This window comes from Furfurilactobacillus rossiae DSM 15814 (assembly GCF_000428925.1).
Lineage (GTDB): Bacteria > Bacillota > Bacilli > Lactobacillales > Lactobacillaceae > Furfurilactobacillus > Furfurilactobacillus rossiae.
This window is the reverse complement of sequence record NZ_AUAW01000006.1, coordinates 1-26,635: the sequence shown is the minus strand read 5'-3', so window position 1 is coordinate 26,635 and position 26,635 is coordinate 1. Positions and strand designations below refer to the sequence as shown.

Annotated in this window: 26 protein-coding genes, 18 tRNA genes and 2 rRNA genes; 11 read left to right on the top strand and 35 right to left on the bottom strand. The window is 43.8% G+C overall.

The features are described from left to right. Positions 1-10: 10 nt before the first annotated feature. The 3 genes from rsmH to G400_RS0104985 all read right to left on the bottom strand — a co-directional run bounded on the left by rsmH (position 11) and on the right by G400_RS0104985 (position 2,134). On the bottom strand, positions 11-988 hold the full coding sequence (rsmH, locus tag G400_RS14520; protein ID WP_017262807.1) for a 16S rRNA (cytosine(1402)-N(4))-methyltransferase RsmH: 978 nt from the start codon (positions 986-988) through the stop codon (positions 11-13). Positions 989-1,051: 63 nt separating this feature from the next. After that, positions 1,052-1,483, bottom strand: a complete 432-nt coding sequence (gene mraZ / locus G400_RS0104990) for a division/cell wall cluster transcriptional repressor MraZ (RefSeq protein ID WP_017262806.1) — start codon at positions 1,481-1,483, stop codon at positions 1,052-1,054. Between the two features lie 288 nt (positions 1,484-1,771). Further along, positions 1,772-2,134, bottom strand: a complete 363-nt coding sequence (locus G400_RS0104985; RefSeq protein WP_017262805.1) for a DUF3397 family protein — start codon at positions 2,132-2,134, stop codon at positions 1,772-1,774. A 123-nt stretch (positions 2,135-2,257) separates the two neighbouring features. Between G400_RS0104985 and G400_RS0104980 the strand changes: the two genes are divergently transcribed. Together G400_RS0104980 and G400_RS0104975 are read left to right on the top strand one after the other, a co-directional pair. Beyond that, positions 2,258-3,214, top strand: a complete 957-nt coding sequence (locus G400_RS0104980; protein ID WP_017262804.1) for a magnesium transporter CorA family protein — start codon at positions 2,258-2,260, stop codon at positions 3,212-3,214. Between the two features lie 108 nt (positions 3,215-3,322). Further along, the gene (locus tag G400_RS0104975; RefSeq protein ID WP_017262803.1) at positions 3,323-3,445 is read left to right on the top strand and encodes a DUF4044 domain-containing protein; all 123 of its coding nucleotides are present in this window, start codon (positions 3,323-3,325) and stop codon (positions 3,443-3,445) included. A gap of 180 nt (positions 3,446-3,625) precedes the next feature. Here the strand turns inward: G400_RS0104975 and G400_RS0104970 are convergent, their stop codons facing one another. The 4 genes from G400_RS0104970 to G400_RS14515 form a co-directional block, all read right to left on the bottom strand. After that, complete coding sequence (locus tag G400_RS0104970) at positions 3,626-5,968, bottom strand: DNA translocase FtsK (protein WP_017262802.1); 2,343 nt, start codon at positions 5,966-5,968, stop codon at positions 3,626-3,628. Positions 5,969-6,004: 36 nt separating this feature from the next. Continuing rightward, complete coding sequence (locus G400_RS0104965; RefSeq protein ID WP_017262801.1) at positions 6,005-6,517, bottom strand: tRNA (cytidine(34)-2'-O)-methyltransferase; 513 nt, start codon at positions 6,515-6,517, stop codon at positions 6,005-6,007. Positions 6,518-6,978: 461 nt separating this feature from the next. Beyond that, positions 6,979-7,833 carry a methyltransferase domain-containing protein gene (locus G400_RS0104960; RefSeq protein ID WP_026017225.1) on the bottom strand — a complete coding sequence of 285 codons (855 nt, stop codon included), beginning with the start codon at positions 7,831-7,833 and terminating at the stop codon, positions 6,979-6,981. 93 nt (positions 7,834-7,926) lie between these two features. Beyond that, entirely contained in the window at positions 7,927-9,135 is a 1,209-nt protein-coding gene (locus G400_RS14515; protein WP_017262799.1) for an AI-2E family transporter, read from the bottom strand. Between the two features lie 234 nt (positions 9,136-9,369). On the opposite strand from G400_RS14515, the gene G400_RS0104950 reads away from it, so the two are divergent. Both G400_RS0104950 and G400_RS0104945 read left to right on the top strand, forming a co-directional pair. After that, complete coding sequence (locus G400_RS0104950; RefSeq protein ID WP_017262798.1) at positions 9,370-10,407, top strand: lactonase family protein; 1,038 nt, start codon at positions 9,370-9,372, stop codon at positions 10,405-10,407. 41 nt (positions 10,408-10,448) lie between these two features. Next, the gene (locus G400_RS0104945; RefSeq protein WP_017262797.1) at positions 10,449-11,096 is read left to right on the top strand and encodes a copper homeostasis protein CutC; all 648 of its coding nucleotides are present in this window, start codon (positions 10,449-10,451) and stop codon (positions 11,094-11,096) included. A gap of 109 nt (positions 11,097-11,205) precedes the next feature. On the opposite strand, the gene G400_RS0104940 is transcribed toward G400_RS0104945, so the two are convergent. From G400_RS0104940 to G400_RS14510, 3 genes are all read right to left on the bottom strand, one after another. Then, positions 11,206-12,159, bottom strand: coding sequence for an RluA family pseudouridine synthase (locus G400_RS0104940; RefSeq protein ID WP_017262796.1), 954 nt, complete (start codon positions 12,157-12,159; stop codon positions 11,206-11,208). Then, the gene (locus G400_RS0104935; protein ID WP_017262795.1) at positions 12,159-12,962 is read right to left on the bottom strand and encodes an NAD kinase; all 804 of its coding nucleotides are present in this window, start codon (positions 12,960-12,962) and stop codon (positions 12,159-12,161) included. The genes G400_RS0104940 and G400_RS0104935 overlap by 1 nt, the downstream gene beginning before the upstream one ends. 68 nt (positions 12,963-13,030) lie before the next feature. Next, positions 13,031-13,711: a GTP pyrophosphokinase gene (locus G400_RS14510; protein WP_017262794.1), complete on the bottom strand. Its 681-nt coding sequence runs from the start codon at positions 13,709-13,711 to the stop codon at positions 13,031-13,033. Positions 13,712-14,024: 313 nt separating this feature from the next. On the opposite strand from G400_RS14510, the gene G400_RS0104925 reads away from it, so the two are divergent. Then, positions 14,025-14,651 (top strand): DsbA family protein, encoded by a 627-nt coding sequence (locus tag G400_RS0104925; protein ID WP_017262793.1) that lies wholly within the window; start codon positions 14,025-14,027, stop codon positions 14,649-14,651. Positions 14,652-14,740: 89 nt separating this feature from the next. Here G400_RS0104925 and pepF read toward each other — a convergent pair whose 3' ends face one another. Then, positions 14,741-16,555, bottom strand: a complete 1,815-nt coding sequence (pepF, locus tag G400_RS0104920) for an oligoendopeptidase F (RefSeq protein WP_017262792.1) — start codon at positions 16,553-16,555, stop codon at positions 14,741-14,743. A 57-nt stretch (positions 16,556-16,612) separates the two neighbouring features. Next, entirely contained in the window at positions 16,613-17,668 is a 1,056-nt protein-coding gene (locus tag G400_RS15675; protein WP_017262791.1) for a competence protein CoiA, read from the bottom strand. A gap of 270 nt (positions 17,669-17,938) precedes the next feature. Here G400_RS15675 and G400_RS0104910 point away from each other — a divergent pair, with 270 nt between their 5' ends. The 5 genes from G400_RS0104910 (at position 17,939) to G400_RS0104890 (ending at position 20,930) form a co-directional block, all read left to right on the top strand. Continuing rightward, the gene (locus G400_RS0104910) at positions 17,939-18,127 is read left to right on the top strand and encodes a CsbD family protein (protein WP_017262790.1); all 189 of its coding nucleotides are present in this window, start codon (positions 17,939-17,941) and stop codon (positions 18,125-18,127) included. Between the two features lie 415 nt (positions 18,128-18,542). Further along, positions 18,543-19,178 (top strand): hypothetical protein, encoded by a 636-nt coding sequence (locus G400_RS0104905; RefSeq protein WP_017262789.1) that lies wholly within the window; start codon positions 18,543-18,545, stop codon positions 19,176-19,178. Between the two features lie 18 nt (positions 19,179-19,196). Then, positions 19,197-19,571, top strand: coding sequence for a hypothetical protein (locus G400_RS0104900; protein WP_017262788.1), 375 nt, complete (start codon positions 19,197-19,199; stop codon positions 19,569-19,571). A 98-nt stretch (positions 19,572-19,669) separates the two neighbouring features. Next, a complete protein-coding gene (locus G400_RS14500) occupies positions 19,670-20,320 on the top strand; it encodes a hypothetical protein (protein ID WP_017262787.1) in 651 nt (216 codons plus the stop codon). Positions 20,321-20,429: 109 nt separating this feature from the next. After that, positions 20,430-20,930 carry a cupin domain-containing protein gene (locus G400_RS0104890; protein ID WP_017262786.1) on the top strand — a complete coding sequence of 167 codons (501 nt, stop codon included), beginning with the start codon at positions 20,430-20,432 and terminating at the stop codon, positions 20,928-20,930. A 488-nt stretch (positions 20,931-21,418) separates the two neighbouring features. Here the strand turns inward: G400_RS0104890 and G400_RS0104885 are convergent, their stop codons facing one another. The 3 genes from G400_RS0104885 to G400_RS0104875 all read right to left on the bottom strand — a co-directional run bounded on the left by G400_RS0104885 (position 21,419) and on the right by G400_RS0104875 (position 23,857). After that, positions 21,419-22,177, bottom strand: coding sequence for an adaptor protein MecA (locus G400_RS0104885; protein ID WP_017262785.1), 759 nt, complete (start codon positions 22,175-22,177; stop codon positions 21,419-21,421). Between the two features lie 206 nt (positions 22,178-22,383). Then, complete coding sequence (spxA, locus tag G400_RS0104880) at positions 22,384-22,782, bottom strand: transcriptional regulator SpxA (RefSeq protein ID WP_026017224.1); 399 nt, start codon at positions 22,780-22,782, stop codon at positions 22,384-22,386. Between the two features lie 334 nt (positions 22,783-23,116). After that, positions 23,117-23,857 (bottom strand): MBL fold metallo-hydrolase, encoded by a 741-nt coding sequence (locus G400_RS0104875; protein WP_017262783.1) that lies wholly within the window; start codon positions 23,855-23,857, stop codon positions 23,117-23,119. Between the two features lie 125 nt (positions 23,858-23,982). Between G400_RS0104875 and G400_RS0104870 the strand changes: the two genes are divergently transcribed. Beyond that, the gene (locus G400_RS0104870) at positions 23,983-24,480 is read left to right on the top strand and encodes a hypothetical protein (protein WP_017262782.1); all 498 of its coding nucleotides are present in this window, start codon (positions 23,983-23,985) and stop codon (positions 24,478-24,480) included. A 159-nt stretch (positions 24,481-24,639) separates the two neighbouring features. Here G400_RS0104870 and G400_RS0104865 read toward each other — a convergent pair. The 20 genes from G400_RS0104865 to G400_RS0104770 all read right to left on the bottom strand — a co-directional run. Continuing rightward, positions 24,640-24,713: transfer RNA gene (locus G400_RS0104865), tRNA-Met, on the bottom strand. A 17-nt stretch (positions 24,714-24,730) separates the two neighbouring features. Then, positions 24,731-24,803 (bottom strand) — tRNA-Glu (locus tag G400_RS0104860). A gap of 33 nt (positions 24,804-24,836) precedes the next feature. Continuing rightward, positions 24,837-24,924: transfer RNA gene (locus G400_RS0104855), tRNA-Ser, on the bottom strand. 9 nt (positions 24,925-24,933) lie between these two features. Further along, positions 24,934-25,007, bottom strand: a tRNA-Ile gene (locus G400_RS0104850). 1 nt (position 25,008) lies between these two features. Beyond that, positions 25,009-25,082: transfer RNA gene (locus tag G400_RS0104845), tRNA-Gly, on the bottom strand. A gap of 15 nt (positions 25,083-25,097) precedes the next feature. After that, positions 25,098-25,170: transfer RNA gene (locus tag G400_RS0104840), tRNA-Phe, on the bottom strand. A gap of 5 nt (positions 25,171-25,175) precedes the next feature. Further along, positions 25,176-25,249, bottom strand: a tRNA-Asp gene (locus tag G400_RS0104835). A 4-nt stretch (positions 25,250-25,253) separates the two neighbouring features. Then, a tRNA-Met gene (locus G400_RS0104830) sits at positions 25,254-25,327 on the bottom strand. A gap of 20 nt (positions 25,328-25,347) precedes the next feature. Continuing rightward, a tRNA-Ser gene (locus tag G400_RS0104825) sits at positions 25,348-25,439 on the bottom strand. Between the two features lie 35 nt (positions 25,440-25,474). Further along, a tRNA-Ile gene (locus G400_RS0104820) sits at positions 25,475-25,548 on the bottom strand. Positions 25,549-25,568: 20 nt separating this feature from the next. After that, positions 25,569-25,642: transfer RNA gene (locus G400_RS0104815), tRNA-Met, on the bottom strand. Positions 25,643-25,672: 30 nt separating this feature from the next. After that, positions 25,673-25,746 (bottom strand) — tRNA-Pro (locus G400_RS0104810). A gap of 33 nt (positions 25,747-25,779) precedes the next feature. Further along, positions 25,780-25,853: transfer RNA gene (locus tag G400_RS0104805), tRNA-Arg, on the bottom strand. A 7-nt stretch (positions 25,854-25,860) separates the two neighbouring features. Beyond that, positions 25,861-25,946, bottom strand: a tRNA-Leu gene (locus G400_RS0104800). A gap of 19 nt (positions 25,947-25,965) precedes the next feature. Then, positions 25,966-26,037 (bottom strand) — tRNA-Gly (locus G400_RS0104795). Positions 26,038-26,052: 15 nt separating this feature from the next. After that, a tRNA-Thr gene (locus G400_RS0104790) sits at positions 26,053-26,125 on the bottom strand. A gap of 36 nt (positions 26,126-26,161) precedes the next feature. Beyond that, a tRNA-Lys gene (locus G400_RS0104785) sits at positions 26,162-26,234 on the bottom strand. Between the two features lie 6 nt (positions 26,235-26,240). Beyond that, positions 26,241-26,313, bottom strand: a tRNA-Val gene (locus G400_RS0104780). Positions 26,314-26,318: 5 nt separating this feature from the next. Further along, positions 26,319-26,435: ribosomal RNA gene (gene rrf / locus G400_RS0104775) — 5S ribosomal RNA — on the bottom strand. A gap of 64 nt (positions 26,436-26,499) precedes the next feature. Continuing rightward, positions 26,500-26,635 (bottom strand): 23S ribosomal RNA (locus G400_RS0104770); the annotation flags it as partial.

Below are 26,635 nucleotides of genomic sequence, written 5' to 3'. Positions count from 1 at the left end.
GACCTACCGACTACCTCAACAGTGGCTGTTTTAAATCGGTATTTGTTTCATTGCGCTCGATCACACGCAGCTTAGCGCTGTGTGCCCGACGGTTAGCGGCTAACTCAGCCTCGCTGGCCTCAATCGGTTTACGTGTAATCAAGTGGTAATCCGGTTGCATGTCTGCTGGAATCACTGGCAATCCCGCTGGCAATTCTGGCACTGTCGTTTGCTCCTTAAACATCGTTTTGACTAACCGATCTTCTAGGGACTGAAACGTAATGCAACTGATACGACCACCGGGATTTAAAAGCGCTAAGGACTGCTCTAACGACGTTTCCAATGCGCCCAATTCATCGTTAACCGCAATCCGAATGGCCTGGAATGTCTTCTTTGCTGGATGACCGCCATGACGGCGAGCGGCAGCCGGAATCGCGGATTTAACTAAGTCAGCTAGCTGAATGGTTGTTTCAATCGGAGCCACCGCACGTTGTTGCTCAATTTTTCGTGCAATTTGTTTGGCAAACTTCTCTTCGCCATAACGATATAAAATCCGAACTAACTGCGCGTAATCCCACTCGTTAACGACTTGCATAGCGGATAAATCCTGTTCCTGATTCATCCGCATATCCAGAGGTGCATCCAGCCTGTAACTAAAACCACGCTGCGCGTCATCAAACTGTGGTGAACTCACGCCGAGATCATATAACACGCCATCTACATGCTGGACACCACGTTCAGCGAGTTCCTGAGTAATATTTCGAAAGTTAGCCTGAATCAAGGTCACCTGGTTATTAGCAATTGCAGTTGCCAAATGTTGGCGATTGTAAGCTAAGGCCGTTTCATCTTGATCAAAAGCATATAAATGACCGGTCGTTAATTCAGAAAGGATCTTGGCGGAATGACCACCGCCACCCAATGTGCAATCTACATAAATACCGTCGGGTTTCACGGCCAAACCTGCGACTGCTTCATTCAATAAAACAGTTACGTGATTAAATTCTGCCATGTCACCCCTCCTTTGCACATTCTTTGTTAAGCCCATTGTGTTTAGTGCTCTATTATCTAAAAGCTAAAAGTCAAAGTCGCCCATCGATTCCGAAATGTCATCAATGTTAGCTTCGGTTGACTCATTGTATTGTTGCCATGTGTCAGCGTCCCAAATTTCAAACCGGTCAGAAACCCCAACGATGACACAGGCTTTAGTCAGTTTTGCATGGTTCCGTAATGGTGTCGGAATATTGATACGGCCCTGTTTATCGAATTCACACTCTGTCGCGCCAGAAAACAAGAAACGAGAGAATGCACGTGCGTCACGTTTAGTTAACGATAATGTCTGGGTCTTTTCGACCAACGCGGACCATTCTGCTTCTGGATAGCCAAACAAACAACCATCCATCCCGCGAGTAACCATAAATTTTTCGCCCAGTTGATTGCGAAACTTAGCTGGGATGATGAGACGACCTTTATCATCAACATTGTGTTGAAATTCTCCGATAAACACGCTCGATCACCATCCCTTCCATTTTTTACGTCAACTGACACTGTGAAAGCTGAATGAAAACGGTTTAACAATAGTTAAATCAATCATCCTTCTCGCTATAAAAAAGTCTACCACAATCCCCCACTATTCACCACGCACTTAGAAAAAATGTAGTAATTTTGTCACAGAACGTGGCTGTAAAAAAAACGGGTCGTGAAAGACTGCTGAAATAGCAGTCTTTCACGACCCGTTTAACTCACCTTTCCTAAAGTGGGGATTGGTGGGGAAAAATATTCAAATACACACGTTTTAGTGGTGAATAATGGCACCGATAATCGCTAAAATATAAATCACCAGCCACACTAAGTCACTCACGCGCCAGTAAATCAATAAGAATGTACGATAGCGAACGAGTTGACGGCCACGAAAAGTTCGCCACACCACACCCACACCAATAACCAGCCACAGTGTCACGGCCCAAATAAATAACGGCCGCACACTCACCGCAGATAACACGATGGCACTCATTACAATTAACACTGGCAACAACACATCAAGTGGATGAATCCATGTCGGCCAATTATTTTTAGAAATCATTCGTAACACTGACAGAATGATGTACAGTAATATCAATGTTAGAATTTGAATTAATAGTTGATTTGTCCATCCCACTGCGGTCACCTCATTTCTTTTCAACAGTGTTAGTATACTGGTTTGAAATTTGACACGCAATTCGTGGATTCAGCGTGCTTCGCTTAATTACCAGTAACACGCTAATTTACCCCGGAGGCTCCTATGATTGAATACTATGCAAACGATAAAAACGGCAATTTGATTCCAGTCAACTCACCCCAACAAGACTGCTGGATCAACGTTGAGCGCCCGACTCATGACGAAATCAGTCAACTTGCTCACCGCTATGATTTTCCAGAAACCTATATTAGTGCTATTTTAGATGATCGGGAGAATTCTCGAGTCGACGGAATTGATCCGCAACGCCCCGAACGACCGCTGCATCTGTTACTTCAATTCCCGAAATATGAAGTGAGCCCGCTAGGCTACCTCAGTTTTACAACCTTTCCGTTTTCATTTATCCTCACTGACTCTGCCGTTATCACAGTATCTAAACAGCCAGCTACCTTCATTAACGATTTCATCATGAATCCGGATAACGCAACGATTAGAATTGCTGATCGACAAGATTTTATCCTCCGTTTCGGCTGGTACATCGCCCATTCGTTTGTTCACGCCCTGTCGCTCAGTGAACGGGAAACAACTAGTCTTGAACGTGAGTTGACCACGGCCACCCGTAATGAACAAATTTATAAAATTATGGGATTGCAAAAGTCGCTCGTTTTATTCGATAGTGCGTTAAAAGACAACCGACCCATTTTAGATCAGATCTCGTCTGCACAAGATTATTTTAATGGCCCTCATTTTCACGAATTGCTGGCGCAAATTATGATTGAAACTGATCAGGCCCAGTCGATGACCATTATTCAAAATAACATTTTGGAACAGTACAGCAACATGGTTTCCTCCGTTGTTTCAAATAACTTAAACGAAGTCATGAAACTATTGACCTCTGTTACACTGATCATGACCATTCCAACCATCGTCGGCGGCATTTACGGAATGAACGTCGACCTTCCATTCGCCCACATCGCGCATGCATTCTCACTGGTAATGGGCTTTACAATCATTGTCTGTGCGATTACTGCTTGGATTCTCAAACATCACGACTGGTTTTAGCTTTTCACATCAACATCTTTGTTGCCCCTTGTACTTTTGTACGGAACACGGTAACATTAAGGATAAATTTTTCAGACAGTACAGACAATTAAGGAGACAGGTAAAGTTATGCAAGGTAAAAAGAAACGCAGTGGCTTCGAAAAACTCACAATGGTCGTCGTTTGGGTCATGATCATCCTTACACTTGGTGGGGTTGTATTGGCAGCCTTGCAGCCACTTAACTTGTTCTAACCCTAAACATGCTAACAACTTAAAACAGTCCGTTTGAAATGTGCAATGTACATTTCAAACGGACTGTTTTGTTTTACCACTAAATCAATTAGTAATGATGTCGTTTTAGATTATCAATTATGAGAACTCAAAAGTCGGTCCTTAACAAGATTTAAATCCTAGCAAGCGCCACTACTACTCTTAAGCGTCATTTTCCGAGAAAACTTGGCGTGGTCGCGAACCATCGGCCGGACCCACAATGCCGCGAGCCTCCATGTCATCAATCATTCGAGCAGCCCGGTTATAGCCAATTCGGAAGCGACGTTGTAACAACGAGGTGGATGCCTTTTGTTGATCTTGAACAAAAGCAACGGCGTCGTTATAAAGTTCATCAACTTCGTCCGCCCGGTCCTCATCGCTGTCTTCCTTCAGTTCCTCGTCGCTAACCTCCATGCTACCGTCGTACTCAGCCGTCTGTTGTTGTTTGATAAAATCAACAACTGCCGCGACATCCTTATCAGAGATAAATTCACCCTGTACACGCGTCGGTTTGTTTTGATCAATCGGTTCAAACAACATATCTCCACGACCAAGCAACTTTTCAGCACCGTTGGCGTCCAGAATCGTGCGTGAATCAATACCACTAGAAACCGCAAACGCAATTCGTGACGGCACATTTGCTTTAATCAATCCAGTAATGACATCAACAGACGGCCGTTGCGTTGCCAGAATCATGTGAATGCCGGCTGCCCGGCCCATCTGGGCAATCCGAATAATGGCATCTTCAACCTCGGATGAAACGGTCATCATTAAGTCAGCCAGTTCATCAACAATGGCAACCACATACGGCAAACGCGTCTGTGCCACATTATCCTCGGGGTTAGCATTGTTTTGTTCAACTAGTTTGTTATAACCATCAATATTACGAACACCAAAGTTCGCAAACAGCTCATAACGACGTGTCATTTCATCAACCACTTTATGCAGTGCCTTGGCCGCCCGCTTGGGTTCGGAAACAACCGGCGTCAGTAAGTGAGGAATATCATTGTAAACAGACAACTCCACCCGCTTTGGATCAATCAGCATAAACTTCACTTCATTTGGCTTCGCCTGCATGAGCAGACTGGTAATGATCCCGTTGATTGCCACCGACTTCCCTGAACCAGTGGATCCAGCAATCAACAAATGCGGCATTTTCGTCAAATCACACATCACGATATTCCCCGTCACATCACGACCCAACGGCACGCTCAGCACCTTGCCAGGATGAGCCGGCTCATGCTCAGCAACATCACGAAATGAAACGGTCGAAATCTGTTTGTTAGGAACCTCAATCCCAATCAACGATTTACCGGGAATGGGTGCTTCGATTCGGATATCCTTAGCCGCCAACGCTAACGCTAGGTCATCGGCCAAGTTAACGATTTTCGAAACCTTGACCCCAATAGCCGGGTGCAATTCATACTTCGTTACTGACGGCCCTAAGCTGACATTCTTAACTTCTGCATCAACACCAAAACTGGCCAGTGTTTTTTGCAATGTTTGCGAATTTTTCTCAATCGCGTTGAGTTCGTCTGTCTGATCAGTTTGCGGAATCTTGGTGAGCAGATCTGGTGTTGGCAATTTATAGTCGCTCAAATCCTCACTCTGGTCGCCAAGGTCCAGCTCCTCCTGTTTGGGTGCTGGCGCACTCTCTTCATTTTGATCAGCAGCAACAGTAATCACCGGTGCGGCAGGCGTTTTCGGGGCTACACTATCAGCTGTTTCTACCGGTCGCTGGGTAGCGCGGTGAGCCCGTTTAGGTGCCGTCGAAGTAGCTTGACTCTCCGGCTGCGATTGTTCCGGCTCTGTCGACTGCGCGTCGATCGGTTGATCCGGGGTCGCGTTTTTCTCAACCGCCGCATAAATAAAGTCGTGCAATCGTGAGCTACCTTGTTTTGTCCACATCACGAGGTGTTGACAAGTGACCACAATGCCATGACCAATCACGGCAAAGGGAATATTCAGTAGAAACATTGCGCCGACAAATAACAAAATCGTCGAAAAAATTGCCGTCCCCAGGTTAGCAACTAAATGTTCACTGCCTGCATAAACGTACGCAGCAATCATGCCACCACCGACTTTGCCATTTAAGGTACCGCCCGCCAAATTATCACCGAGCATCCCCCACGTCAATGAAACAAAGTGAGCGTGGTAGTTTAAGCTAGTGAATAATCGCAAATGGTCATACACAAGGACGCCCAGATAAACGAGTAATCCACCAATAACCCGTTTGGCAGGTAACTTGGGCCATTTGCCAGTAATCCCGACGAACACCCCAATGGCAATGAGAATAATTGCGAGCACCTGATTGGTATTGCCGACGAAGATCGAGAGAATATTAGCTAGAAATACTCCTGCGACACCTAACCTTAACAAGGCAAACAGCGCAAGCAAAGCTACGGCAAAGCCAATAATATTCTTTGTATATTTAAAATCCTGTTTTTTCTTAGTTGTTCGCGGCCGTTTGGTCGTTTTTCTGCGCGTCGTTTTTTTTGCTGGCACGCTGTCAGACTCCTTTCAACACGGTACCTGTGAAGGCTACTTTAGTTTATCGTTTTTATACCAGTGTGTTTGTTCCAATTGGTTGAAGCCCTGCTGACGAACGACTTCGTAGATGACAATCGCAGCTGAATTAGATAAGTTCAACGCACGGATATGTGAGTCATCCTGAGGAATTCGAATCGCCTCATCAGGGTGTTGCCGCATAAAGGGCTCTGGCAATCCTGTCGTTTCCTTGCCAAACAGGAACCAATAATCATGATCTGACTTCGTATAGTCAGGATCAACATACGTTTGTTTAGCAAACTTCGAGACAAGAAACAGTTCGTCCCCCTCTGGAATGGCAGCCATGAAGGCTTGCAAATTTTCATGGTACGTAATAGCCACTTTATCCCAATAATCTAATCCTGCGCGCTTCAAATGTGCGTCATCGGTGGAAAAGCCCAATGGTTCAATTAGATGCAAAGCAGTATCCGTCCCAGCACAAGTGCGGGCAATATTACCTGTATTAGCAGGCATCAATGGCTCAAATAAAGCAATGTGATTCGTCATTATCTTTCTCCTTATTAACCTTTATGACCTTTTTGGCACATCTATATCCATCATTGTAACTTACTTTGGCTGCTCAACTTCGATAATTACAGCACTCTTAAATAGTCCTCAATTACTGACGATAGCCTGTCTAACACTAAAGTCATTACAATCAGGCGAGCACCTCAATATTAGCAATTGTAAGATGCAGCCAGCACCCATCATCATAACAACTATTTTTACTGATACTAAAGTGATATTTTTTGCAGCAGAGACTAAAAAAACGTAGTCATCTCGGTAATGGCATACGGCGAGACGCTACGTTAATGAAGTCCGAATCTGAAAGCCACTAACGAATCTGTTCGATATTGACCTCCAAATGATTCCATAAGCATATTAGCACTAGTTTGTTAACTTCGCAAGCGGTCTGGACCTGCAGTCAACGCCTGTCTGACAGTCCTCAGCCGCCCTTGCTCCAACATCTACGACATTTGAACGGTTAACACACTAACGTCAACGGTCACAGCGTCCACTGGATTGGCCAATAACGCTGCACGATGAGCGTCGTCACTCCCCCAACTTAACGGTGTCATTGCCATCATATCGGCAATGCGGGCCTTGCCGATGGGAAAGTCATAACTCACTGTCATTTGCTGCATAGTTGGATAGTGGTCGGCAAACAGCTCCACCACCCGATCATTTGTGTACTGATACTGCGGGGCAGACTCGTCATATAAGGCATGCCGCAACTCCACTAAGTAGTTCGCATTAGGCACCACTTTAACTAGTTTGCCGCCCGGTCGACAAACGCGTTCAAATTCACGGTAAGCCGATGGGGAAAAGAATTCCATCACCGTATCAAACGCATTATCTGTAAATGGTAGTTGTGCCAAGTCGGCAACACAAAAGAAGGCTTTAGAAACCAGCTGTGTCGCAAGGTTAATCCCTGCTTTAGACAGGTCAAACCCAATGAGGACATCATCAGGATTGCTGCGTTCCTGATCCAATTGCGCCAGCGGTGTTCCTTCTCCGGTGCCAACATCAAGAATCCGTTGACCCTGTGATGGCAATTGTTGATTGACGGCTTTTACAATCGGCGCAAACAGGCCTGCTGTCAGCATCCGCCGTCGGGCAGCCAACATCGGTTCATCATACTCAGTCACCACATTGTGTTTGAGAAATGTGGCACTGCCCTTTTTATTTAAATCTAATGTATGGCCATTCGGGCAACTAAGTGTATGACCACCGATTTTTTCATAAGGCGTCTCACAAACCGGACAACGAAACATTGCCAAATGTTCTTGTAGGTAAGCAGCGCCACGATCAATTTTTTTCATGATGCTCATTATACCATGATGCCGCCTACCCCACTAGTTGCAATAAGCTTCGTCAACGGCCACATAATCTGTCACAACAGCGATCTAAACTGTTTACTCATCGACATCCTGTTTGCGGTTTGCATTGGCCGAATTTTCATCGGCTAAAACGCTACTATGACGGTCTTCCTCATCAAACCACTGCGCATGTTCCCGCCAGTATTGGTACAAGTGGCTCACAATTACCTTTAACACCGCGTAACCGGGAACACCGAAGATAACGCCCATGACACCAAAAATCTTTCCTGCTGCCAGCAATACAATAATGATCGTCACTGGATGAATTTTAAGTGATGAGCCCAACACCAACGGTGAAATCAGTCGCCCTTCAATTGTTTGTTCAACTGCAAACACAATAAGCACCTGAATTAGCATCCACGGTGACACAAACGCACCTACGACTACCGCAGGAACCATTGCTAAAAACGAGCCCAAATAAGGAATCAAGTTTAAAATTCCGGCAACAATCCCTAATGTTAATGCGAATTTCAAACCGATGAGTAAATAGCCTAGATAAAACATTAAGGCGACAAAGAAGGCAACAGTAAGCTGACCACGGATGTAATTGGAGACTTGATCATTAATTTCTTTTAGAACGGTCAAAAACGATTTTTGTAAACGTTGCGGCAGTAAGCGAGACACATATTCCGGGAATTGGTGGCCATCACGTAACATGTACCATAATAAAAACGGAAATGTTACAAGGGCAACAATAACCGTTGTCACACTGCCAACAATACTACCCAAGCCGCCAACAGTGTTACTGGCGGTATTCTTCAACAGACCGCTCAGTCCCTTTTGTAACTGGGTATCATACTGATTTAAAATATCGCGCAACCACTTCATATCCGAATTCTGCCAAAATGCCGTTGTCGAATTAATAAGACTATCCCAATAATGCGGCCAGTCTTTGATTAACCCGGTAAGTTGATCCTGAATGAGTGGCACAACCAAAACCACGCCCAGAACAACCAATGCAAGAATCACGGCAAACAGGCCAATAATTGTCCAAGTTCGATGGATGTGAAACTTGCTCTTTTCCAAACGGTCCACTAGCGGGTTCATCAGATAGTAAAAGACTCCTGCCAGAACCACTGGACCCCCAATAATACTGAAGAATTGTTGCAACGGTGAAAAGACCCAGTTTACCTTATTCAAGAGCCACAAAATCAACAATACTAACACTACAATCACTAAACGCAATGCCAGTTGACGTAAGCGACTAACAGGTCGTTGTCGCCGAGTAACGGTTTGTTTTTGCATAGCGGCCTCCTTACGTTTTCGCCCAGTTGCTTATTCCGGACGATGCTTCACTTTGCGTTAGTATAGCATAGTCGCCGAGCATTCTTCGCCCTTGGCGCCTGTCAAAAAGCAGACTGATGCAACCGTTTGCAAGGTACTGTTAAGGAATCGTTTTCATTATGATATACTCAAGTGGTGAAACGCAGATTAAACGCAGAACTCTGTGGCATTGCATACATTGAGGAGGAAGCACGCATGTTAGAAAAATTCTTAGTAGGAACTTATACCAAAAAGACCAGTCAAGGTGTTTATGAAATGGCGCTCGACACCACGTCTAATGAACTAACGTCACCAACACTGGTTGCTAAGGCAAGTAGCCCAACTTATCTGGCCCTTTCCAAAGCAAACAAGCTTTACACTGTTGACGGTGACAAAGCGGCTGGAATGGGAGGAACCTCAGCCTTTGACCGCTCCACTACCCCAGCAACTTTGCTAAACCACGCCTTTTCAAAGGGTACTAGCTCAGCCTACGTGGCAGTTGATGAAGCACGTCAACTCGTCTATGAGGGTAACTATCACATGGGGACGCTGAAAAGCTTCGTCATTCAGTCTGATGGTTCATTGAAATTAGCTGATGTTGTTACTCATCAGGGTGAGGTTGGTCCACTACCTGAACAGGCCGATGGTCCCCATGTTCATTACACGAATTTAACGCCAGACAATCGGTTAATTGTTTGTGACCTCGGCATGGATCAAGTAACTGTCTATGATGTCGCTGACGACGGTAAATTTAGCCTCGTCTCAACATACCAAGCAGAGCCAGGATTTGGCCCCCGCCATGTGGTCTTTAACCCACAAAAATCTATTTGCTACCTTGCCGGTGAGTTGAGCAGCAACATCTCTGTACTGAAGTACGACGAAGCTACGGGTACGCTTACGCATGTTGAAACGTTAAAGACCATTCCGGCAGATTGGACTGCTCATAATGGTGCTGCTGCAATTCGCATTTCAAACGATGGTCAGTTTGTTTACGTCAGCAACCGTGGTTTCAATAGCTTAGCCGTGTTTGCTGTGAGCGAAGATGGTACACTATCATTACGTCAACAAATCAGTACAGAAGGCGACTTCCCACGGGACTTTGACCTAGACCCTTCTCAACAGTTTGTTGTCGCTGTTAATCAAAATACAGATAACGCAACCTTATACAGCCGCAACGCCACCACAGGTCAATTAAAATTGATTCAAAAGGATGTTGCCGTTCCTGAACCGGTTTGCGTTCTGTTTGAAAACTAGCTAATTGTTTTAGTTAGCCACAAACATCAAAGGAGCCAATTGTGAATACACCATTATTTAAAGAAGTTGCTATCGAAAATTATACTGATCTTCCCACTGCCATCGCGGCCGGGGCCAACCGCATCGAGCTAAATGACAATTTGGCCGTCGGCGGCACAACGGTCAGTCGTGGTGTTATGAGTGAAAGCAGTCGTTACGCTGCTGAACACCACATTCCCCTCACCGTCATGATTCGGCCACGGGGTGGCAATTTTGTCTACAACGATACCGAAATTAAAATCATGGAAGCTGACCTATTTTCTGCCCAAGAACTTGGTGTGGACGGCGTTGCTTTTGGTGCTCTAACCCCAGACAACAAGTTAGACACCGATGCACTAGAACAGCTCATGGCAGCGGCTGGTGGCATGAGTGTTACTTTCCACATGGCCTTTGATGCAATTTCGCCTGATGATCAACCGGCCGCTATCGACTGGTTAGCTGATCATGATGTTGATCGAATTCTCACGCATGGTGGACCATTAACGACGCCGATCGACCAAACATTGACACATTTAAAAACACTGGTTGAAACGGCATCTGGTCGGCTGATTATCATGCCAGGCGGCGGAATTACGGTAGACAATGCTGACCATATTGCGGAAGTGCTCAGTGTTAAGGAAGTTCACGGTACGCATTTACTGAAATATTGATATTTTCACGGTTTAAAAAAGCGCTTGGCAAAAATTGCCGAGCGTTTTTATTATGGTTATTTTGAAAGTGAGTTGCTTACTTTGAATCAAAAATGCGCGTTACACCAAGTTAATTAGTTTCAAGATCCGTGTTCAGTTGCTGCATGACATTATCAACATTAATTTCATAACGTGTGAGCAATTGTTGTATATCCCCTGCCAATGGCGCAGTTAATTGCCGTTGAACGCCAGCAAACGGATCATAAAAGCCTAGCCGTTCACAAGCCAACGCTTGACGATTCAAGCCTTGATGCAAATCTCCCCCATACAGCTGATCACCGACTAACGGATATCCTGCACCGGCAAAGTGAACCCGAATTTGATGCGTCCGACCAGTGTGGAGTTTAACCTTCACTACTGAAAAATCGCCAGCTGTTGCCAGGACCCAAAATTCGGTCCGGGCAGCCTGTCCAGTCTCCCCCGTTTGCCGTTTGATAAACGATGTCGGGTCGCGTTGAATTGGCTGGTCAAAATTACCATGTTCTGGCAGACCAGTGCCACTGACCACGGCCAAGTAAGTCTTTTGTAATGAGTGTGCTTTCAACTGCTGATCTAAAACGGAATGTGCCATGTGATGCTTTCCGAACAGCACCAACCCGCTCGTATCCTTGTCCAGCCGGGTAACAATATGAGGCACCTGTAACGGAATACCATGAGTAATGAAATAACCCTTCGCCCGGTTAACCAGCGTATTATTATCATAGTGATGAGCCGGTACGGATGCCACTCCAGCAGGTTTATTAACAACTAAAAAATTATCGTCCTCATAGACAATTGATAACGGTAGATCTGAAATGGTTACCGCTGCATTCGCTGGCTCCGGCGGCAAGATGATCGTAACGACATCGTTAGGACGAACATCATCCACGCTCCATGCCGGTCGGTGATTGATTGACATCGCACCACCGTGAAACTTGATCTGGATTAAAACGGCATGGGAAACGCCGTGTGCACTCAAAAAGGTTCGTAGCTTTACCGTTTCGTGCGTTTGATTACGCCACTCGAAGCGTAACGGATACGCCATTACAACACGTCCCCGATAAAGGACTCACGAACACGCTGCCAGAATGCCGTATGCCGATACTCTGCGAAATAAATCCGTTGCTGTGATACCTTAAACGTAATTTCTTTAACCAATCGTTCTGGTGTTAAAAATTGATCACAACTGATGGCAAAATTGTCAGCATCCTCTGACCGTAACGTCACCCATTCATCCTTACCGATGATAAACGAGGCACCTAACGTCCGGAACACCCGGTTGTTGATGGATGCAATTTCTGCCATTTGAATGGCCTCGATACCAGGATGAATGACCGCACCACCCAATGATTTATTGTATCCTGTTGAACCAGTTGGTGTTGAAAAACACAAGCCATCCCCACGAAAACGTTCTAATAATTGATCTTTAATATACACGTCACAAACTAAGGTCTTGGCAGCTTTTTTGACAGTTGCTTCATTGAGCGCCAAAAACTGATGCGGCGCTGTTTCACCTTTGTAAGTGATGTTGATATCTAAAAGCGGATAGCTGACACTTTCACCATTATCATGCGCCAGACTGTTCACGAGCTGGTCCGTTTCATAATCACGCCAGTCCGTATAAAAGCCAAGGTGCCCTGTATGCAAGCCGACAAAACGAATTTTTGCCAATTCTGCCCGATAGTGATGAAAAGCTGACAGCAAAGTGCCATCCCCACCAACCGAGACCACCACGTCTGGGTGCTGGTCATCAATCGGTAAGTGCGCCTTATTCAAAGCTGTCGTCAATCGTTCAATGACAGCCCGCGTTTCATCATTTGGATAATAACTATAAATCGCAACTTTCATACTTTGTTCTCTACTCTCTCAATTACATATGATCGTCTCGCCATGCACAGCAAACACCGATCACACAATTATTTGGTTTCATTCGGCGTCGAAGAAACGTCGTCATTATTCTGCTGACTTGCACCATCAGACGGATTGTTCGTATTCTCGTGTGGTTGTGCTTCCGAAATATCTTCTCGAATTGCAGACATTTCTTGATCCAATCTGAATGCCGCCTCACCAGCTCGTTCCAAACGACCTTGCAATTCCTGAGGAAATTCACCCTGATATTTGTAATTTAGGGAATGCTCAATTGTTGCCCAGAAATTCATGGCCAATGTTCGCACCTGGATTTCTGCTAGGATTCGTTTTTCACCTGTCAGCATCTGAACCGGATAAGAAACCACGATATGATACGAACGGTAGCCACTAGGTTTGACGTTTGAAATGTAATCACGCTCTTCCAAGATGGTCAAATCCGTTCGTTTGCGCAATAAGTCGACGACCTGATAAATGTCGCCAACAAACTGACACATAATCCGTAGTCCAGCGATATCCTGCATGTCCTCTTCCAGACGATCTTCGGCGACATGACGACGAACCATTTTTTCCTTAATACTGTCAACAGGTTTCACCCGTCCGGTAACAAACTCAACGGGTGACTGTAACCCGGCATCTTTATATTGTTTACGGATGCCTCTCAATTTTATTTTTAATTCCTCGACCGCTTGCTCATAAGGAAGCAAAAAGTGGGACCAATCCTCAATCATCGAATGACCTCCTTGATGATTCATCGTTTGTTGAACAACCTCGCGGCGGCCAACTAACTGCCAACAGTTTACCATACTTTGGGTCACCAGCGATGAACCGCCAGCGAACCCTCGCGACACACGATTCGAAACGTTTAACTTTACATTTCCGGTAAAATCGGGCATGATAGTCCCAGTTAAGAAACGCACAGTGGCGCAGTTGTGCTAATGCGCAACCGATTGCCTTATTAAGTAAAACGTTTCATTATTATCGTATTTATATTCTATGACTTTTTATTTAATTTTTTAAGATTGTTGATATGGAGGATATCCCGTGTTAGAAATTTATCTGTTTGTAAATCCACTCGGAACAAATTGTTATGACTGTGAGAAGCAGATTAACCAGATCTCTGCCCAAACTAAGCGCAAACTTCAAATTCAGTTTGTCCCAATGCTTAATTTACAGACGATAAGTGATACATTTCACCGACTGGCAACGGATCACCCAGAATTGGACCGTAACACGTTAGCTGAACAGATGTATCAGATTATCCTAGATTACAAAGCCGCTTCCTTTCAGGGCAAACGTCTTGGTCGCCAGTACTTTCTTCGTTTGCAGGAGCACATTCTGGTCAACCACGAAGCTTACACAGAAGAGCTTGGCATCACCGTTGCTCATGAATTAGCATTAGACACAGCAATGTTTATTGATGATCGTCGAAGCAAGCTCGCTGAAGACGCATTCGGCGCCGACCAACGTTTGGTCTCTGAAATGGGCATTGAACACCCAAGTCAAACAGTTATCTTCGATGTTGAAGACTTTGATTGCGGCTTGCTGATGGAACATTTCGATTACGACACGTTATTAGAAATCAGTGAACATACAGTTAATAATAAGTTAACAACGTTGCCGCAAGCCATTAAACAAAATCACGACAAAGTTAATTTACGCATTCTTTAAGTCAAACGGAACATTAAATGAAGAGCCTTCAATCAGTCCAATACCGATTGAAGGCTCTTTTTAATCAACTGAAGCATAGATAAAACAGGTTATTTTTGCGAATCGTCAATTAACTTTTCAAATTCATTCAAACGTTGTTCAAAAACATCAAATGCTCGGCGCAAGTAATCTGGCTTCGTCATATCAACTCCTGCCATCTTCATTACGTCCAATGGATATTGTGAACTACCGGCCTTTAAGAAGTCCAAATAATGATCCAGGGCTCCTTGTTGATGACTGGTAATACCATGTGACAATGTCGAGGCAGCAGCGAACCCAGTTGCATATTGGAAGACATAGTAATTGTAATAGAAATGTGGAATTCGTGACCACTCCAAAGCAATCTCCGGGTCTGGGGTTAAATCTTTCCCATAGTACGTTTGATTCAGCTTGCCATAAAAGTCTGACATCCGACTAGCAGTCAACGGATGACCCGCGGCATCTTCTTGGTGGATCCAGTGTTCGAATTCTGCGAATTGTGTTTGCCGATAAACAGTTCCTTTAAAACCATCCAGGTAGTGATTCAAAACGTAGGCCCGAACTTTAGGGTCGTCATTATTATCAAGCAAATATTGAGTCAACGTATTTTCATTAGTTGTCGATGCAATTTCCGCTACGAAAATAGAGTAGTCGCCATACTGATAGGGTTGATTATGACGCGTGTAATAACTGTGAATGCTATGGCCCATTTCGTGAACTAAGGTAAATAATTCCTCTAAATTATCCTGCCAGTTCAACAAAATATATGGATTAGTATCGTAAACACCAGATGAAAACGCCCCACTCCGTTTGCCTTTCGTTTCGACCACATCGACCCACCGGTTATCGAAGGCCTCTTGAACATGGCTAACGTAATCTGGGCCCATCACAGATAAGGCGCGTAATGCCTCTTGTTGAGCTTCAGGATAGGTGTAACTCAGCGGTGAATCCCCAGTAATTGGAGTATACAGGTCATAAGAATGCAAATGATCAACACCTAAAATACGTTTGCGCAAACTAACATAACGATGTAATAGGTCAAGATGGTTATTAACCTCTTCAACAAGCGTGTCGTAAACACTTTCAGGAATATTATTTTCCGCTAATGCCGCAGCACGAGCGTTTGGATAATGATGCACGCGCGCCGTATAATTATGTGCCTTAACGTTGCTAGACAGCGTCGAAGCAAACGTATTCTGGAACTGCTTGTACACCTTATATAGTTGTTTAAAGGCCGCACCACGAACAGAACGATCTGTTGATTGCAACAGGACGCCATATACCCCCTGAGTCAAACGAACATCGTTGCCTGCCTCATCTTTCACGATTGGGAACTCTAAATCCGCGTTATCTAAAACACCGAACGTTTTTGCCGAAGCTTGGAAAATATCTCCAGCTCCCGCCAATAATGCTTCTTGATCTGCCGGTAATGTATGATCACGTGCGCGATCTAAGTCCTCAAAGAAATGTTTGAACGGCTTTAACTCAGTCGTATCCAGCCATTCATTGAGCGTCTTTTCTGGAATGGCCAAGACTTCTGGCTGAAACCAAGCTAATGCGCTAGCAACCTTAGCCACCAAGTCATTAGCTTGGGCAGCCAATCCTTGTGCTGCTTGATCACTAGTATCTTGTTCTTGTTTCAATGACGCATACACATCGACATTTTCCAATTCATGGTAAACATCAAGTAAGTAAGCCACGCCAGCTACAAGTTGCTCTGGTGATTCAGCTAAATGTCCTTGATATGACGTTACTTGTTGTAGTTTTGACTCAATTTGATGATAAGCGTCTGTCCACGCCGCGTCAGTTGCAAAAATTTGAGTTAAGTCCCACTTTAGCGTCTCTGGAACTTCATCTCTAGTAGGTAACTGTTTTACGTCTGCCATAACGACCTCCAACATTTAAAATAAGAAAGCTAATTGTATTTTAATCACTTTTTAACTTTACCACACTTTTCTATTAGTTGGATAGTCGGACAACTGTTTTACATGCTCACTACTAAAAAATGCTTTACATAACTGAATGCTCATCCGCTGTCGCATCCGTTCATCAGCCAGCTGTAAGTTTGGCAACCACTGGATTCTGGGCAAACCAATCCTCGTCCAAGCAAACTGACATTGACGTGATGACGCATTTTGATGGCACCACCACCATAAGTAAAGCGGAATTCGCCAGTCTAACGGTGAATTTATTGAAATCGGCATCTCATAAACATCCCCCAGTACCCATTGCGGTAATATTGTTAGACTAGTCCCCGCCTGATAGCACAATGCTTGCCAGCGCATAAAATTAGGCTGTCGGTGATGTAAGCCTAACGCAATGGCTTGTTGTCGATGACTCAAATTCGCTCTGCTAACTGAGTGCATCTGAAACTGCGTTTGCTGTTGTGACCAGTCCATCCAAGAAGTCCAAGTATCAAATGACTGTTGGGAATAAGTGATCGGCAATAATGCCGCTTTACCTAAATGATGCAAAACGATCAGTTGACGGCGTTGTGTATGCCAAAACAATAAATATGCGCCAGTTTTTCCTCCCCAGCGAATAAACTTGGCAACTTTGCTCAGTGACAACCGCGGTTTAGGCCAATACGGTTGACCAAGAAGCCATATTTGATGAAAGTCGTGTTCACGATACCCTACCACTCGTTCAGAAAATCGCTGTAAATCAATTGGACTACATTGAAACTCAACGGCCGTTTGATTGTTGACGAGCAGATCTGGCCGTTGGTGAATCACCTTCAATGATTGTTCCAGCATAACTTCATGATCCTGTTTTTGTAGCCACTCAGATAACTGCCGTTTGCCCAACAAATGTTCAGAGGTCTCACCCTCTGAAAAGGTCTGACAATCTGCCAAACGTTCATGTGCAAAATAGGGCTGCCGCACTCGCCCACGTCGCAAATGGACGGGCGCATGGCAAGCAGGACACTGATATTGCTTTTGCTCGGCCACACTAGCCGCCACCAGTTCACCACCCTCGCAACTCAAAGCCATCAACATTGATCTCACCTCCACCTATTACATACGAAAAGGCGGTGTGATTTGTTCGTAAAGATCAAATTGAGGATTCATTTTGTCCGCGTACTCACGAGACACTGCTAAAGTTTAATGTTTTCAACGTTTCCTCTTGCTCACCCCATAGATTAAATTTTAACTGTCACGATACCTTCAGTCATTTTTGATAGATAAGCACATTAATTGTTTACTGACGCTTTATTTGAAATAATATGTGTATCGGTAAATGTCACTAATGCAATAGGAGGTCTCGATATGAGTACAGAAGATAAAATTGATAGTACAAAACACAAGGTCGCTGGTAAAGCTAAAGAACTTGAAGGAAAGGCAACCAACGACAAAGGCCGTGAAGCAGAAGGCAAAGCTGAAGGATTGATGGGTAAAGCCAAAGAAAAGCTAACCGATGCCGTGGATAACGTTAAAGACAAGATGGATAAGAAATAATCTTTGGAAGAAGGCTTTTATGCCTTCTTTTTTTGTGCTTGTACATCCCTTTAAAAACCTTGACCACTCTGCAAACCGTTTATTTCATTACATGAACGGTACTGATATTTCAACTTGATTCTGCAACAGGTACTCATTTTGAAAAGTTCGAAGTTTTTTTGCTATCTTCCTTTCAAATTAATCGTCTTATCATTTAAAAGTTATTAGCTTCCTTTATACTAAGATTACGGCGTTGAAATCTTAGGCGTCTCCTGTCCATTTACGAACAATTTAAACAAATTTATTTAACCCAGCGATTATTTTTTAGTACATACGAACTTATAACACTGAAAACCAGGCATTGATTGATAACAAATAAATTTTTGTCCAACGCTGATGACATTAAAAGCTGACATCATTCAAAGGAGACTTTTACATGAAAAAGTCAAACATTGCTGCTACAGTCGCAATTTCAGGCATGCTCGCTGGAGCAACATTTATTACAGCAAGTATTTCCTCCCCTCAAATCGTTGTTCAAGCGAAGGCCGTACAAAAACAGCTTATTCCCGGAACATACACGGTTGGAAAGGACATCAATGCTGGCCGTTACACAGTGACAGCAACGGGTGGTTCGGGAAACTTTAGTACTGAACCCAAGCACTCTCTCACTGGTGAATCTGTGAACGAAATTTTGCAACGGGACGACCCTGACATGGGAGTTTCACAAGTAACTGCAGACTTTGCCAAAGGTGATAAAGTAGAAATTTCCGGAATGGCAGGTGCCAACTTTGCTCCCGTAACTAATCGTGACAAGTCAAACACTTCGTCTCTCAGCACTGGTTATTGGGTTGTGGGCAAAGATATTAAGGCTGGTAACTACACCGTAACCCCTGCTGATGGTCAATCCGGTAACTTTATGGTAGATCCCAAAAGTTTAACTGGCAGTGATGTCAACGAAGTCTTGGGTGGGGATACCGATATGCATCAAGTTCCAAAAGTTAATGTGTCACTTCATAAGGGTGATAAAATAACTATTTCCGGAATGAACTCTGTAAACTTTGTTAATAGATAAATTTAAGGAGCGTTAAATATGCAGAAGTTAAAAATTAATATGTGGGCCGGCATTTTGGATATTATTAATTGTGTCTTATTTGCGATGTCATGGTTTGTTATTTTCGGTGCAGCATTTTCTGACGCAGCTGCAGGTACACACGCTACAAGTGGTGCGGGGGCATTCTTTTATATATTAGCCTGGGCCGGCGTTGTTTTAAATATTGTCGCCTTGGTTCAATCACGCCGACACAATATTTCGATTGTTGGTTCAGTCCTAGGAATTATTGGGAGCGCATTGTTTGGCTTTACTGCTATCCTAGCCTTCCCTGCAATTGTTGTCTTGATTATTGCTGCAGTATTTGTAATGATGCAACATCCTGCTAAAAACGGCAACAATGCATCTGTAAATTAGCCATTATTGGTTGAACGTGACATCTCGTAGGGAGACTTGTCCGTGAGTTCGAATCTCACCACGTTCATTTCTGCAATTAACATATCCGGGGAGATAACATGAAAAGGTTCGTTATATTAGGCGTAACAATTTTGAGTACCTTATTTCTAACAGCCTGTGGTGGTCACAATGTCAAAAGCTCTAGCGATAGTTCAAGTTCGCATGTCAGCAAAGTATCAAGGCAGACTAAAAAGGACCGTCAACAATCAAGAGACAAGTCCAAATTTGAATCTGTTTCGGAGAGCAAAGATAGTTCTAATAAAACGGCTGCTAGTTCACAATCAGCAAACGAATCCCAAAGTAAAGCTGAGTCCAGTTCCATGGCGTCGGCACAACTATCTAGTCAAGTTTCTGGCAGCTCGGCTACAGCATCACAATCTGCTGCTAGTTCATCGAACATTTCCAAACAAAGCCCAACATCGAACGGTGGTTTACAACAGGCTGTGGGTCAATCAACCCCTGGTATTTCGATGGATGAAAACACGCTGACTAGTTTTCTTAACAAATATGGTGAATCACCTGCTGCCTACAAAATTGATCACGGTATGAGCGTTCAGCAAGCTTTGAATAGCACTCCTGACAATATGCTTTCTTCTGGCGAAATACAGGACAAAGTCGCGATACAACAAGGATACTTGAATCCTGATGGCACTCCAACCGGAAAACAAGTCCCTGTTCAGAATGACACTAACTCAGACTACGGACAGTAGTCAAAAAAGTAAATTTAGATTTATGGTTAAAAACGGTTCAACTCTGCTAATATAATTTTATCCAGTATTAGGGGAAACTATAACTGAGTTGGTGGAGGAAAATACGGCCATGACAAAAGATGAGATTATTGAAACTTTGCAACTAACAGCACATCCAGAGGGCGGATGGTTTAAGGAAACTTCACATAGTAAAGATACTTTTTTAGAAAACAGAGGCAATGAAAACCGATTCTTCTATACTAGTATCTACTTTTTGTTAGATGGCTCATCCCCTTCACATTTTCATCGTTTGACTCATGATGAACTATGGTTCTTCCACACGGGAAAACATTTGTTTATTCATTGTATTTTCCCGGATGGCCACTATGAAAGAATCGATTTAGGAAATGATTTAAACGAAAATCAAAAACCTCAATACTGCGTTCCAGCCGGAACCATATTCGGCTCTGAAACTGCAGTAGATGATTCCTTTTCTTTGGTCAGTTGTGTTGTTTCACCAGGCTTTGACTACAAAGACTTTGAACTTTTTACTAAACAAGAATTACTTGCTAAGTATCCAAAATATCAAGGAGTCATTAACCGTCTGGCATATGAGACAATAGTTAACTAGCAAAGGCAGAATAAAAAGTATAATGGTTCTTTAACAGTCCGCCCACAAATCAATAGCTCAGTTAGATAGAGTGTTCAACTTATATTGAAAGTTTGTTGGTTCAAGTTCAACGAGTCCTATCGTGATAATTGTGGCAACTAATTATCAGAAATTACTGTTGATAGTTTGCATAGAATACGTAGTAGGTAACTGACGAGTAAATCAATATGAAGTGAAGAACATGGGGACCGTAATATCTCTACTAAGTCCAATGCAAAAGGTTCTAATTTGCGGAAGGACAAAATGCTATTTTCAAAGAAAGATGAGTTGTAAAGAGCGGTCAGCTATTTAACTGATCGCTCTTTTCCGTGACCGACGTGGATGCTATTTTAACCTAAAATACCAAGCTTTATCCCTCTAAAATCGGGATAAAGCTTGGTATTTGAAGACTCTCCTAAATCGAAAGTGCTGTTAAGTCAGCTTTTTTGCGCCCTCTTTGTTTCGAAAACCTAGCCGAAATAATGTCGTGCTAATTCAAGCGCTGAAGTTTCCATAATCTTTTCACCATGCTCTGACAAAACATCACTAGTAATCGTAGTTTTGTTTGCGTATTCCAAAGCCACCGCCACATCATCCTTGATGGTTTCTGGTGTAGTTTGATCTGTGAAGAAAACCAAATCAAGGTAATATTGATCACGGTATTTATAAAGATTCGATACAGCGCCATCTAAATGAAGAACCTTAGCAATTGAGACAAGATCTTCAAAATCGTTCAGACGGAGCACAACCTCCCGCGTAGGAACGTTAGGATCAGAAGTATAATTCTTTAAAGCCTCAGGATCATTATCATCCGTGGCTTCACTACTGATTGTTGTTTTACGATCATCATCGTCTTCTGAATCCTTACCCTGCAACTGTTGTTTTAAAAAGTCGGAGATCTGGTCAGTTGATGCATTGTCACCAAAATCGACTGCGCCGCTAAAACCAGCACTAGCTGCATCAAAATCATCAGTCCCATCACTTTCATCGCCTACATTTTTGCTGATAAACAGCTCTAAACCGTGGCGGTTTGGCAAAACTTGAAATGTGACTGCGTCATTATCTTGGAATTGATGGTCTACGTCAACTTCCTCTAAAATGCTGTAAAAGAACCGTTCTATCTGCTGATGATTACCAAGTAGATCAAGTACTGTAATGCCACGTGCAGATAAATCATCATTGCCAATAACGACTCGAATTGTATTCTCGTTAATGCGTTCCATTTCCATGCGAAACGCCCCTTTCGCAAAAGGAATTCCATCCTAAATGTTTATTCATATTTTAGTCCTCTAATCGTCAAAGTAAAGTTTAATCAACTATTTTTAACGGTTTCGATTCGGTCAATCACTTTAGTGCATAAAGATAACAAAAAGACCCAACCTATGCCATTATCCCATAGATTCGGCCACTTGCAAATTAATCTCAAAGTGTAGTTTTATAAATTTGCTAATCGTTGTGCTTCAGCCAATTCCAATGCACGCACGTCACGTGGCAAGAAGCGACGAATTTCATCTTCGTTGTATCCCACTTGAAGTCGCTTATCATCCATAATAATAGGACGACGTAACAAAGCCGGGTTTTCGTGAACAAGATCAATTAACTTATTCATTGGCAGATCATCAAGATCAACATGAAGATCTTGGAAAACCTTCGAACGTTTGGAGATGATTTCTTCAGTTCCATCTTCTGTCATTCGCAAAACAGTTTTAATTTCATCGGCTGACAGCGGTTCGGCAAAAATATTCCGCTCTTTGAAAGGAATATTGTTTTCAACGAGCCATGCACGAGCCTTTCGGCAAGAAGTGCAACTCGGTGAAGTGTAGAGCGTAACCATGTTACTCATAAATTGTCGTCCCCCTTTAAGCATGTTGCGAGCGTTATGAGATCTCTTATCTCATGCTTATATTGTACAGCACGTTTACAAAAAAATAAAGAGGATTTTATAAAGAAAGGGGAACATCTATTCGTGAAATTAAAAGACAAATTTTTAATTTATGTGTTTTATCTATTAACTAATATGCATAAAACAGCATAAGTAAATAAATATATTACCGCATTTATTATTTCTATCGAATTGTATCAATAAGTTTTACCATATAGTAATCGGTTCAAAACAGCGTCATATAAGGATTATGCTTCTTTTTTGTAAGTAAAATAGTTGTGTTATGTTAAATAATAATTTGATTAATGTCTGACGCCAAATTAATTTGTATTTTTTTGCCGGCAACTAGCTGTGCCTCTGCTTTTAATGATTCCAAATTGCCTGTTTGCGGTAAATGAGTCAATAATAACTGTTTGACCTGCGCCGCTTTGGCTAAGGCGCCCGCTTGGGTGGACGTCATGTGCCACATCTTGCCAGTATGATTTGCATAAAAGTTGGTGTCAATCATTAACAAATCCGCCCCCTTTGAGAAGCGATTTAACGTATCAGTCACTGCACTATCCGCCGTGAATACGAGCGTGTGACCAGATTTTGTTTCAGTAATGCGAACTGCAAACGTTGGAACTGGATGAACAGTTCGCGAAAAGGTAATCATAAATGGCCCAAGGACTAAAGACGATTGTGGATCATACGCATGGCCTTCTGTCGCGCCTGCCCACGTTAATGCGGCAAAATTCAATGGATCTTCTGTATTACCATAGATTGGCAGTACAGCATGTTTACGTGCGCCCTGCTGAAGTTGCCATTCATATTGAAGCACGCCCACATCTGCTGTGTGATCGTGATGATAGTGTGTCAACAATAGTCCATCAAGTTGTAATGGGTTCAGCACTTTCTGCAATGCAAGCAAAGTGCCACTTCCAGCATCAATCATTAAATTGTAATCGTCACTCTGCAATAAATAGCCGCTTGTACCTACTCCGTTTGCAGGGTAACCGCCATAATAACCCAATATTGTTAGTTTCATCGTTTTTCCCTCCTCTCTAAAGGTAACTCATTCATGAAATTAATTCGAATAATGAATGCCCATATTTTGCACATCATTTAAAGGTGCGCTTATAATTAGGGTAAATAAAGCATGGAGGTATAATTATGACATCGGCGATTTCCTTAGCATTTGGCACTAAAAACATTTTACAGAACTTGCAGGAACAAAATCCTCAAAACAAGTTGATCTCACTATCTGAAACAAGTGGAGTCGCGCGTCTCATGCTGCTTGATGTAAGTGACTTGCCCACAGTATTTGCAAACCCCATTACGTTTAAAGTACTAAACGAGTTACCTCAACCCGCATATAAAGACTTTTTTGCTTTCATCAATTTGCAATTGGACCCAGACCACGCGAAAATTTTACGCGCAAGCGTTGATCACTTTTTAGATCAGGAACGTCCCTTAGGCTTGCGAGCGTTTGCCTTGCTGGAAAAGGAAAAAGCTAGCAGTGAATACACTATATTAATGTCTTGGGATCACGTTAATGACTACCACGCATGGATTTCTAGTAGTTCATTTGCACCTTTTGAATCGTTTTACAAGCAGTCGCAATATAGTTATCGTGAAACTGCATACAATCGCGTTAGCCTAACACGCTAAATACTGCATTTTTTAAAACATACACATATTAATAAGAGAACATTCCAGCAAAAATCATAATTTTGCTAGAACGTTCTCTTTCTCTTTTATAAACAGAGGTCACACTTCAATTCCACAAAAAAACTACGCATAACATGCGTAGTTACAATTGATATAAGATTGCGGGGGCTGGATTTGAACCAACGACCTTCGGGTTATGGGCCCGACGAGCTACCAGACTGCTCCACCCCGCGATAATAATAAAAAGTAATGACCCCTACGGGATTCGAACCCATGTTACCGCCGTGAAAGGGCGGTGTCTTAAACCACTTGACCAAGGGGTCATAAAAAATGACCTACATTCTAAAAACAAAAAACGGAGAAGGAGAGATTCGAACTCTCGCGCCGCTTGCGCGACCTATACCCTTAGCAGGGGCACCTCTTCAGCCACTTGAGTACTTCCCCAAAACCAAGTGGGCACAAGTGGACTCGAACCACCGACCTCACGCTTATCAGGCGTGCGCTCTAACCAGCTGAGCTATGCGCCCATGGAGCGGGTGACGAGAATCGAACTCGCGACAGCAGCTTGGAAGGCTGCGGTTTTACCACTAAACTACACCCGCATAACATGGTATGAATGGCGCGGGACAGAATCGAACTGCCGACACATGGAGCTTCAATCCATTGCTCTACCGACTGAGCTACCGAGCCATAAACGGTCCCAACGAGACTCGAACTCGTGATCTCCTGCGTGACAGGCAGGCGTCCTAACCAACTGGACCATGGGACCAAAATTGCGGGGGCTGGATTTGAACCAACGACCTTCGGGTTATGGGCCCGACGAGCTACCAGACTGCTCCACCCCGCGATAATAGTATATAAACAAAAAGGAGGATAAGAGATTCGAACTCTTGCGTGGACTTGCGCCCACCTGACGGTTTTCAAGACCGTTCCCTTCAGCCAGACTTGGGTAATCCTCCATAAGCTGAATATAAGCAATGGACCACCATATTAGTGGACCTTGTAGGACTCGAACCTACGACCGGACGGTTATGAGCCGTCTGCTCTAACCAACTGAGCTAAAGGTCCAAGTTCACTCATATGCTTAATCGCGGCGGGGGGGATCGAACCCTCGACCTCCCGGGTATGAACCGGACGCTCTAGCCAGCTGAGCTACACCGCGATCATAAATAACTAGAGAGCTATTTATAAATCGGGAAAACAGGATTCGAACCTGCGACCCCCTGGTCCCAAACCAGGTGCTCTACCAAGCTGAGCTATTTCCCGAAAATGTAATTGTTTGCAGAATAAAAACTGCAATGCACCCAGTAGGAGTCGAACCTACAACCTTCTGATTCGTAGTCAGACACTCTATCCAGTTGCGCTATGGGTGCAAATAAGTGCCGAGGACCGGGATCGAACCGGTACGGTCATCACTGACCGCAGGATTTTAAGTCCTGTGCGTCTGCCAATTCCGCCACCCCGGCATTATTGTGAATTGGCAAAAGCGGAAGACGGGATTCGAACCCGCGACCCCCACCATGGCAAGGTGATGTTCTACCACTGAACTACTTCCGCATATAAATGGTGCAATGCCGACTAGAGGATTCGAACCTCCGACCCCCTGTTTACAAGACAGATGCTCTGCCAACTGAGCTAAGTCGGCGTTAACCGAAATTTTTTCACTACCCTCTAAGGGCAATGAGCCGTGACAGTCTCGAACTGTCGACCCTCTGATTAAAAGTCAGATGCTCTACCAACTGAGCTAACGGCTCATTAAATGGAAGATACAGGGCTCGAACCTGTGACCCTCTGCTTGTAAGGCAGACGCTCTCCCAACTGAGCTAATCTTCCAATATGCATGGCGACGACCTACCCTCGCAGGGAGCGATCCCCCAACTACTCTTGGCGCGACGAAGCTTAACTTCCGTGTTCGGCATGGGAACGGGTGTATCCTTCGTGCCATCATCACCACACTCTGAGCGTTATCCACTCAAAACTGAATCATGATCTTCTTTTCTTTAACCGGACCACCACTTCGTGGTTAAGTCCTCGACCGATTAGTACTAGTCCGCTCCATGTGTCGCCACACTTCCACTTCTAGCCTATCTACCTCATCATCTCTGAGGGGTCTTACTTCCATATAGGAATGGGAAATCTCATCTCGAGGCGAGTT

Excerpts from the sequence above, each read along its gene's own strand:
- G400_RS0104905 (WP_017262789.1), top strand. The coding sequence starts at position 18,543 with ATGAAAAAGTCAAACATTGCTGCTACAGTCGCAATTTCAGGCATGCTC.
- G400_RS0104870 (WP_017262782.1), top strand. The coding sequence starts at position 23,983 with ATGACATCGGCGATTTCCTTAGCATTTGGCACTAAAAACATTTTACAG.
- G400_RS0104975 (WP_017262803.1), top strand. The coding sequence starts at position 3,323 with ATGCAAGGTAAAAAGAAACGCAGTGGCTTCGAAAAACTCACAATGGTC.
- G400_RS0104875 (WP_017262783.1), bottom strand. The coding sequence starts at position 23,857 with ATGAAACTAACAATATTGGGTTATTATGGCGGTTACCCTGCAAACGGA.
- G400_RS0104960 (WP_026017225.1), bottom strand. The coding sequence starts at position 7,833 with ATGAAAAAAATTGATCGTGGCGCTGCTTACCTACAAGAACATTTGGCA.
- G400_RS0104935 (WP_017262795.1), bottom strand. The coding sequence starts at position 12,962 with ATGAAAGTTGCGATTTATAGTTATTATCCAAATGATGAAACGCGGGCT.
- G400_RS15675 (WP_017262791.1), bottom strand. The coding sequence starts at position 17,668 with ATGTTGATGGCTTTGAGTTGCGAGGGTGGTGAACTGGTGGCGGCTAGT.
- pepF (WP_017262792.1), bottom strand. The coding sequence starts at position 16,555 with ATGGCAGACGTAAAACAGTTACCTACTAGAGATGAAGTTCCAGAGACG.
- G400_RS14510 (WP_017262794.1), bottom strand. The coding sequence starts at position 13,711 with ATGATTGAGGATTGGTCCCACTTTTTGCTTCCTTATGAGCAAGCGGTC.
- G400_RS0104910 (WP_017262790.1), top strand. The coding sequence starts at position 17,939 with ATGAGTACAGAAGATAAAATTGATAGTACAAAACACAAGGTCGCTGGT.
- G400_RS14515 (WP_017262799.1), bottom strand. The coding sequence starts at position 9,135 with ATGCAAAAACAAACCGTTACTCGGCGACAACGACCTGTTAGTCGCTTA.
- G400_RS0104950 (WP_017262798.1), top strand. The coding sequence starts at position 9,370 with ATGTTAGAAAAATTCTTAGTAGGAACTTATACCAAAAAGACCAGTCAA.
- G400_RS0104965 (WP_017262801.1), bottom strand. The coding sequence starts at position 6,517 with ATGACGAATCACATTGCTTTATTTGAGCCATTGATGCCTGCTAATACA.
- spxA (WP_026017224.1), bottom strand. The coding sequence starts at position 22,782 with ATGGTTACGCTCTACACTTCACCGAGTTGCACTTCTTGCCGAAAGGCT.
- G400_RS14500 (WP_017262787.1), top strand. The coding sequence starts at position 19,670 with ATGAAAAGGTTCGTTATATTAGGCGTAACAATTTTGAGTACCTTATTT.
- G400_RS0104890 (WP_017262786.1), top strand. The coding sequence starts at position 20,430 with ATGACAAAAGATGAGATTATTGAAACTTTGCAACTAACAGCACATCCA.
- rsmH (WP_017262807.1), bottom strand. The coding sequence starts at position 988 with ATGGCAGAATTTAATCACGTAACTGTTTTATTGAATGAAGCAGTCGCA.
- G400_RS0104940 (WP_017262796.1), bottom strand. The coding sequence starts at position 12,159 with ATGGCGTATCCGTTACGCTTCGAGTGGCGTAATCAAACGCACGAAACG.
- G400_RS0104900 (WP_017262788.1), top strand. The coding sequence starts at position 19,197 with ATGCAGAAGTTAAAAATTAATATGTGGGCCGGCATTTTGGATATTATT.
- G400_RS0104885 (WP_017262785.1), bottom strand. The coding sequence starts at position 22,177 with ATGGAAATGGAACGCATTAACGAGAATACAATTCGAGTCGTTATTGGC.
- G400_RS0104980 (WP_017262804.1), top strand. The coding sequence starts at position 2,258 with ATGATTGAATACTATGCAAACGATAAAAACGGCAATTTGATTCCAGTC.